This is a genomic window from Cetobacterium sp. (genome assembly GCF_048470075.1).
In the GTDB taxonomy this organism is placed as follows: domain Bacteria; phylum Fusobacteriota; class Fusobacteriia; order Fusobacteriales; family Fusobacteriaceae; genus Cetobacterium_A.
Map to the genome: position 1 here is coordinate 1 of NZ_DBGBQB010000284.1, position 6,360 is coordinate 6,360.

Genomic DNA, 6,360 nt, shown 5'->3' on the forward strand with positions numbered 1-6,360 from the left:
AGTGTGGATACAGGAGTTATTCATATAGCTTCTGTTTATAATATTCCAATTGTGGGTATATATCCTCTTTCAAATGAAAGTCCAAATCTATTTAGTCCTAAGAGCAAAAGATATGAACTTATTAGAGGATGTAAAAAAATAAATAGTATTGAAGGAGCTTCTTTGGATGAAGTTATAAAAAGTGTTAATAAAATTTTAAAAGAAGAGAGTGTTTATGATAAAAAATATGCGGTATAGAGATTTTAAAATCTATTATAAAGATGAATGTAATAAGGCATTAGCTCAAAAAGTTTTAGATCAAAACTATATAGTAATTGATGAGTATAAGAATACAGAGAGAAACTATGTAGCCAAAATAGAGATAGATAAAAAGTTCTATGTATTAAAATCTCCAAAGGCTGAAACTGTTATACCTCAGAGAAAGGTTCAAACAATATTTAAAAAAGGGGAAGGGTTAACAAGTTTTAAAAATATAGACTATGCTAAAAGTATAGGATTGGATTTTTTTATAGAGCCACTAGCAGTGATGGTTAAAAAAGGGATATTTTTACAAGAGAGCTTTATACTTATGGAGTATGTAGATGGAAAGTTAATTAGAACAGTAGAGGATATAGATACTATTATGGATATGGTTAAAAAAATTCATGAAAAAGGTATCTATCATGGAGATCTAAATACATCGAACTTCATTAAAACAAAATTTGGAATAAAAATTATTGATACTCAAGCTAAAAGAGAGAAATTTTGGCATTTTAAAAGAGCATATGATATTTTAACAATGAAAAATGATCTTTTAGTTTTAGAAAGAGAGTATGAAGTAGAAAAAGATTATAAGGTTCAAAGAGATATAGGATATCTATTGGCTTATGTAATAAAAAATTTTAAAAGACTTCCAATAGTTGAGAAAATAAGAGGGTTAAAGGTAAAATTAAGAAATAAGGGGTGGAAGATTTAGTGGATAAAAGACATTTAAAAAAATCATACATACAAGAGGGAATAAATCTATACCTAATTAGATTCATACTTAGTTTTTTTAAAAGTAGATTTAAACCTCAAGGTAAAGTTTTGATAAAAAGTTGTGATGGAATTGGAGATATTTTAGTAAGAACAAAACTTATGGAATTAATTGAAAAAAAATATGGAAAAGATAATATCTATGTGCTTATGAAAAGTGGTTATACAAAGCTTGGAGATATGCTGGGATATAGAACTATAGAATACTCTAGAAAAGAGAGAAAAAGTTTTTTCTCAAGATTGAAAAAGATGTATGAGTTGAATAGCATGGGGTTTTCTACATATATAAATATAGAGTTTGCTAATGATATAACTGTAGGAAATCTTTTTATTCCAGAGAGAATTGGAAGAGAGGATCTTAGCTGGCAAGTTGAAAGAAATAATAAGTATTATACAAAAAGCTATATTTTAGAAAATGATTATGTGATGAATCAGGTTTCTAAAATGGCTAAAGATATTCTTGATATAGATGTAACAGGAAAACAGCTAACACCTGATATTGGTGGATTATTTAAGATTGAAGATAGAGATATAGTTGTTGCGGTGGGATCAACTGGTAGAGAGAAAGTTTGCTCTCCAATTTTGATGGCTGAGTATCTAAAGGAAGTTCAACAGTTATACCCAGATAGGAAAATTATTTTAGTAGGAAATGGAGACCTTCAAGAGGGATATGCTAAAAGACTTATAGAACTTCTGGGTAATGAAAATATAGAAAATCTTGTAAATAAGACATCTTTAAAAGAGGTTTTTGAAGTTGTAGCCAAAAGTTGTCTATTTATAGGGTTTGATTCAGGACTTTATAACGCTTGCTTTGCACTTAGAAAAAAAGGGGTTATATTATTTAAAGATAGTGGTGGAGCTTTTATTCATAATGTTCCATGGTTAAAAATTGTAACGCCTAAAAAAGTTAGAGAGGATATTTTAGATAGGGAGTATCCAGCACTAAATATAAACAGTATAGAGGTAGAGGACTTTAAAAAAGCTCTAGAAGAGGTGAGAGATGAGAAAGAATTTAGTTATTAGAAGCGGTAGTCTTCGTATGGGAGGACTAGAAAGAGTATTAATAGAGATGCTACAGAATCTAGATAAAAATCGATATAATATCTCTTTAATAATAGAGGATGATTCAGGTAAAGAGAATGTGTTTCTAGATCAAGTTCCAAAGGGTATAGATATATATTTTCTTAAACCTGAAGATCTAATAGCAAAAACTCACTATCATAGAGAGAGAAAGAAAAATCTTTATCATAAATTTATGTATAACCTTTTAATGAGTAAGGAACATAGTTTTGTTATAAGAAGAACACAAGAGGTATTACAAGAGATTGAAAAGAGATATGGAGAGATAGAGGTATTTTTGGACTATGATTGGGGAGCTAGAAGATACGTTGAAAAGTTAAAAGCCAAGAGAAAGATTGTTTGGATACATAACTCTGTTCCAAAACTTCTAAAGAAGGAATCAAAGATAGTTAGATTTGGTAAAAATTTAGCTAAATATGATACTGTAGTAGCTATATGTGATGATATGAAAAAGGAGTTAGAAGATATATATCCATATTTGAAAGGGCATGTAGAAAGAGTTTATAATCCTTTTAATTTTAAAAGAATACTGGATTTAGCAGAGGATAAAATGGGTTTAACAGAGAATCAAAAAACTTTATTAGAGGATGATTATATAATAGCTGTTTCAAGGCTAGATACAGTGCAAAAAGACTATGCTACTTTAATAAAGGGATACAGCTTAGCTCAGGAGAGTGGAGTAAAAGAGAAGCTCTACATAGTTGGAGATGGTCCAGATAGAAAAGAGATAGAGAGTCTTATAAAAGAGAGTAGATTAGAGGACAAAATCATATTGATTGGGAAAACAACAAACCCTTATGTTTGGATGAAAAACAGTAAACTTTTTGTCCATAGTTCAAATTATGAGGGCTTACCAACAGTACTAATAGAAGCTATGATATGTGGAAAAGTTGTAATATCTTCAAATTGTCCAACAGGACCATATGAGATACTAAAGGGTGGACAGTGCGGAGTACTATTCCCAGTGGGAGATTATAAGGCACTATCTTCAGGATTACAAAATCTTTTAAATAACTCTTTAGAACTAGAAAAGTATGAGAAAACTATTGAAGAGAGAGTTCTGGAATTTAGAAGTGATATAGTTATAAAAGAGTATGAGAGTATTATAGAAAGTTAGGGAGAAGGTAATATGAAAAAAATAAAAGTTGGACTTTTAGTTGAAGAGTTTTATGATAAAGATTTAGGTGGATTTGGAGGATATGGGATACTTGCAAGAGAGTATATAGCAAAATATATTCCAAACTCAGAGATAGAGATGGAGGTTATAATTGGTAGTAACTCTAAAAAAGAGATAAAAACTATAGAAAGAGATGGGATAAAAATACACTATCTTCCTAAAAATTGGTCTTCTAAAATAGATATAGATTTCATATATCTAAATTTAGTACAAAACTTTTTTAAAGAACAAAAGTTTGATGTATATTTGAGTATAGAGATGAGTAAAATAGCTTATGAAGTTATGAAAAGAGAAAAAGATAAGAAATTGATACTTTGGGTACAAGATCCAAGACCTGATTATGATTGGGAGGAGATAAAGAGTGTTCCAATGTCCAATGAGTATGATAGTTATGTAAACTATTACAGTAAGTGGGAGAGGAGAATTCAAAATCTTTTAGGAAAGTTAAACGAGGAGGGAAGATTGATACTAATATCCCAAGGTGAGTATTTAAAGAGAAAAGCTAAAGATCTTTATAGATTACCTGAAAATACCAAGATAGAGTATTTCCCAAATCCAGTTGTTATAAATGATAACTTCAGTATTGAGGATAAAAGAGATAATGTTCTATTTTTAGGTAGATTAACTCCTGTAAAAAGACCTTGGATATATTTTGAATTAGCTAAAAAATTTCCAGAGAACATTTTTTATGTTTGTGGTCAGGGAAATGAGATTGATGAGATAATAGAAAAGTATAAAGATGTTAAAAATTTGAAGTTTATGGGACATGTTTCAGGTGAAGAAAAGGATAGATTGTTGAGAGAGTGTAAGGTGCTTGTAAATACATCTATCCATGAAGCTATACCAGTTTCATTTTTAGAAGCGATATCCTATGGACAAAAACTTTTGAGCTGTCAAAATCCTGATGATATAACAAAGAATAATGGATATTTTACAGGTACTATTTTAGGAGAGGGAATCGATAGAATAGAGGAGTTCCAAAAGGGATTGGAGTTTTGCTTAAATAGTTATAATGAAAAAGAGATTATAGAATCAATTGAGAAGATCAAAGAGAATCATAATTTAGACAAGTTTATCAACAATATGAGAGCACTTTTAATGAAAGAGGGTGCATAGATTATCATGAAACCAAAGTTGACAATTACAGTGGCAATATATAATTTGGAAAACTATTTAGAAAGATGTTTAGAAAGTTTATTAAATCAAACTGTAACAAAAGATGTGGAGATTCTTCTTATTAATGATGGTTCAACAGATAGATCTGAAGAGATTTGTAAAAATTATATAGAAAATGGGTTAAATGCAAAAGTTATAAATAAGGTAAATGGGGGGCTGACAAGTGTTAGAAATCTATCTATAAAAGAGGCACAGGGAGAGTATCTTTAAAAGAGGCACAGGGAGAGTATCTTTTAATGATTGATGGAGATGATTGGATAGAGGAGAATACAGTGGATACAATACTTTCAAATATTGGAGATAGTGATTTACTATGTTTTGGATTTAATTGGGTCTATGAAAATAAAATAATTTTAGATAAAAGATTTAAGGAAAATAGAGATTATTTAGAAAATATAACTGATACAATTTTTAAAGATAATATCAATACATCAGTTTGGAATAAAGTGTTTAAGATGAAAATACTGAGAGAGAATAATATAGTATTTCCAGAGATAAAGGGAGCAGAGGACTATATTTTCGTTTATGATTATCTAAATAGTTGTAATAAGGTAAAAAAAATAGATAGTTGCCTATATAACTATTATCAAAGAGAGAGTAGTTTATCAAATGAAAAAAGCGAAGAGTTCTATCTGAATAATCTTGTAGTTTTAGAGGAATTGATAAAAAGAGTGAAAGAAAATAAAAAAGAAACACCAGATTTTTATGGCTATATATTAACAAATTATGTATACCTAATGAGAGACTATTTAAAAAAGGATAGTAAGATTTTATTGGAAAAAATTATGAAGAAAAGAGCAGTAGTTGAAAAGTGTTTGAAGGTAAAAAAAGTTTTATTTTTAAATACAATACCTTTTAAAATGAAATTAAGATATTTTAAAATACGGGGAAAATGTGACAGATAAAAAATTTAAAAGGAGTAATAGATGAAAAACCTAGTGTTGATTATTAATGAGAGCGGCAATTATGGAAGGCACCTAGGAACAACTCTGCTTTCTGTTTTGAAAAATTCAAAAGAAAATTGGAATATACGTATAATCTATGAAAATTTATCAAAGGAAACAAAAGATAAATTGAATACTATAGCTAGTTCCTATAAAAGCAATGTAGATTATATAGAGATTAATAAGAAAGATTTAGAAAAGTTTAAAGTTGGAGAGGGAACACATCTAAGCTCAATTGTATTTGCACGTCTATTTATTCCAGAACTTTTAAAAACAGAATCAAAAGCTATATATTTAGATTGTGATATTGTTGTTTTAAAACCATTAGAAGAACTTTATAATATGGATTTAAGTGGAAAATCAATAGGAGTTATTTTAGATGGAAGAAAAGATCAAGAATCTAGTTTAAAGAGATTGAATCTGAATTTAAATAGGACATATTTCAATGCTGGTGTTATGGTAATGGATTTGGAAAAACTAAGAGATAATAATAAGTTTTTAAATACGATAGAGTATTGTTTAAATCCAGATAGAGAGCTGCAGCTAAATGAGCAGGATGCATTAAATATAATATTTGAAAATGATTATGCTACAAATGAGGTTATTTGGAACTATACTCATGGAAATAGTGAGGAGAATAGTTATTTAGAAAGCGAAATAGGAGTAATTCACTTTACAGGAAGTGTAAAACCTTGGGATTGTAGAAGTTACTCTCCATATAAATATCTGTATTGGAAATATCTAAATGAAACTCCTTGGAAAGGGTTTAAAGAGGAAAATAAAACAATAAAAAATATTATAAAAAGAGAGTTAATTAAGTTTAAACTAAAAACAAGAAAAATAAGATATGCGTTAAAGGGGAAAAAATGAAAGAGAAGTTAAGAAAAATAGACTATGATACTATATTTTATATGGTATTAGGGCTATTTTGTATTTTACTATTTACAACAACAAAATATAGCCTAAGAT

7 protein-coding genes and 1 pseudogene are annotated in these 6,360 nt (G+C 28.6%); all 8 read left to right on the top strand.

Annotation, left to right across the window (positions count from 1 at the left end; all coding sequences use genetic code 11):
* Positions 1-237, top strand: a pseudogene (locus ACMOUI_RS10065) (hypothetical protein); the annotation flags it as partial.
* On the top strand, positions 215-955 hold the full coding sequence (locus tag ACMOUI_RS10070; RefSeq protein WP_418965566.1) for a lipopolysaccharide core heptose(II) kinase RfaY: 741 nt from the start codon (positions 215-217) through the stop codon (positions 953-955). The pseudogene ACMOUI_RS10065 and the gene ACMOUI_RS10070, both read left to right, overlap by 23 nt.
* Positions 955-2,037 carry a glycosyltransferase family 9 protein gene (locus tag ACMOUI_RS10075; RefSeq protein WP_418965567.1) on the top strand — a complete coding sequence of 361 codons (1,083 nt, stop codon included), beginning with the start codon at positions 955-957 and terminating at the stop codon, positions 2,035-2,037. Before ACMOUI_RS10070 ends, ACMOUI_RS10075 begins: the two co-directional genes overlap by 1 nt.
* A complete protein-coding gene (locus ACMOUI_RS10080) occupies positions 2,015-3,211 on the top strand; it encodes a glycosyltransferase (RefSeq protein WP_418965568.1) in 1,197 nt (398 codons plus the stop codon). Before ACMOUI_RS10075 ends, ACMOUI_RS10080 begins: the two co-directional genes overlap by 23 nt.
* 12 nt (positions 3,212-3,223) lie before the next feature.
* Positions 3,224-4,387, top strand: coding sequence for a glycosyltransferase family 4 protein (locus ACMOUI_RS10085; protein ID WP_418965569.1), 1,164 nt, complete (start codon positions 3,224-3,226; stop codon positions 4,385-4,387).
* A 6-nt stretch (positions 4,388-4,393) separates the two neighbouring features.
* Entirely contained in the window at positions 4,394-4,657 is a 264-nt protein-coding gene (locus tag ACMOUI_RS10090; protein WP_418965570.1) for a glycosyltransferase family 2 protein, read from the top strand.
* A gap of 26 nt (positions 4,658-4,683) precedes the next feature.
* Positions 4,684-5,352, top strand: coding sequence for a hypothetical protein (locus tag ACMOUI_RS10095; RefSeq protein ID WP_418965571.1), 669 nt, complete (start codon positions 4,684-4,686; stop codon positions 5,350-5,352).
* Between the two features lie 21 nt (positions 5,353-5,373).
* On the top strand, positions 5,374-6,261 hold the full coding sequence (locus ACMOUI_RS10100) for a glycosyltransferase family 8 protein (RefSeq protein WP_418965572.1): 888 nt from the start codon (positions 5,374-5,376) through the stop codon (positions 6,259-6,261).
* The last annotated feature ends 99 nt before the right edge of the window (positions 6,262-6,360 follow it).

Coding starts and splice junctions, on each gene's coding strand:
- ACMOUI_RS10070 (WP_418965566.1), top strand. CDS start 215: ATGATAAAAAATATGCGGTATAGAGATTTTAAAATCTATTATAAAGAT.
- ACMOUI_RS10080 (WP_418965568.1), top strand. CDS start 2,015: ATGAGAAAGAATTTAGTTATTAGAAGCGGTAGTCTTCGTATGGGAGGA.
- ACMOUI_RS10085 (WP_418965569.1), top strand. CDS start 3,224: ATGAAAAAAATAAAAGTTGGACTTTTAGTTGAAGAGTTTTATGATAAA.
- ACMOUI_RS10090 (WP_418965570.1), top strand. CDS start 4,394: ATGAAACCAAAGTTGACAATTACAGTGGCAATATATAATTTGGAAAAC.
- ACMOUI_RS10095 (WP_418965571.1), top strand. CDS start 4,684: ATGATTGATGGAGATGATTGGATAGAGGAGAATACAGTGGATACAATA.
- ACMOUI_RS10100 (WP_418965572.1), top strand. CDS start 5,374: ATGAAAAACCTAGTGTTGATTATTAATGAGAGCGGCAATTATGGAAGG.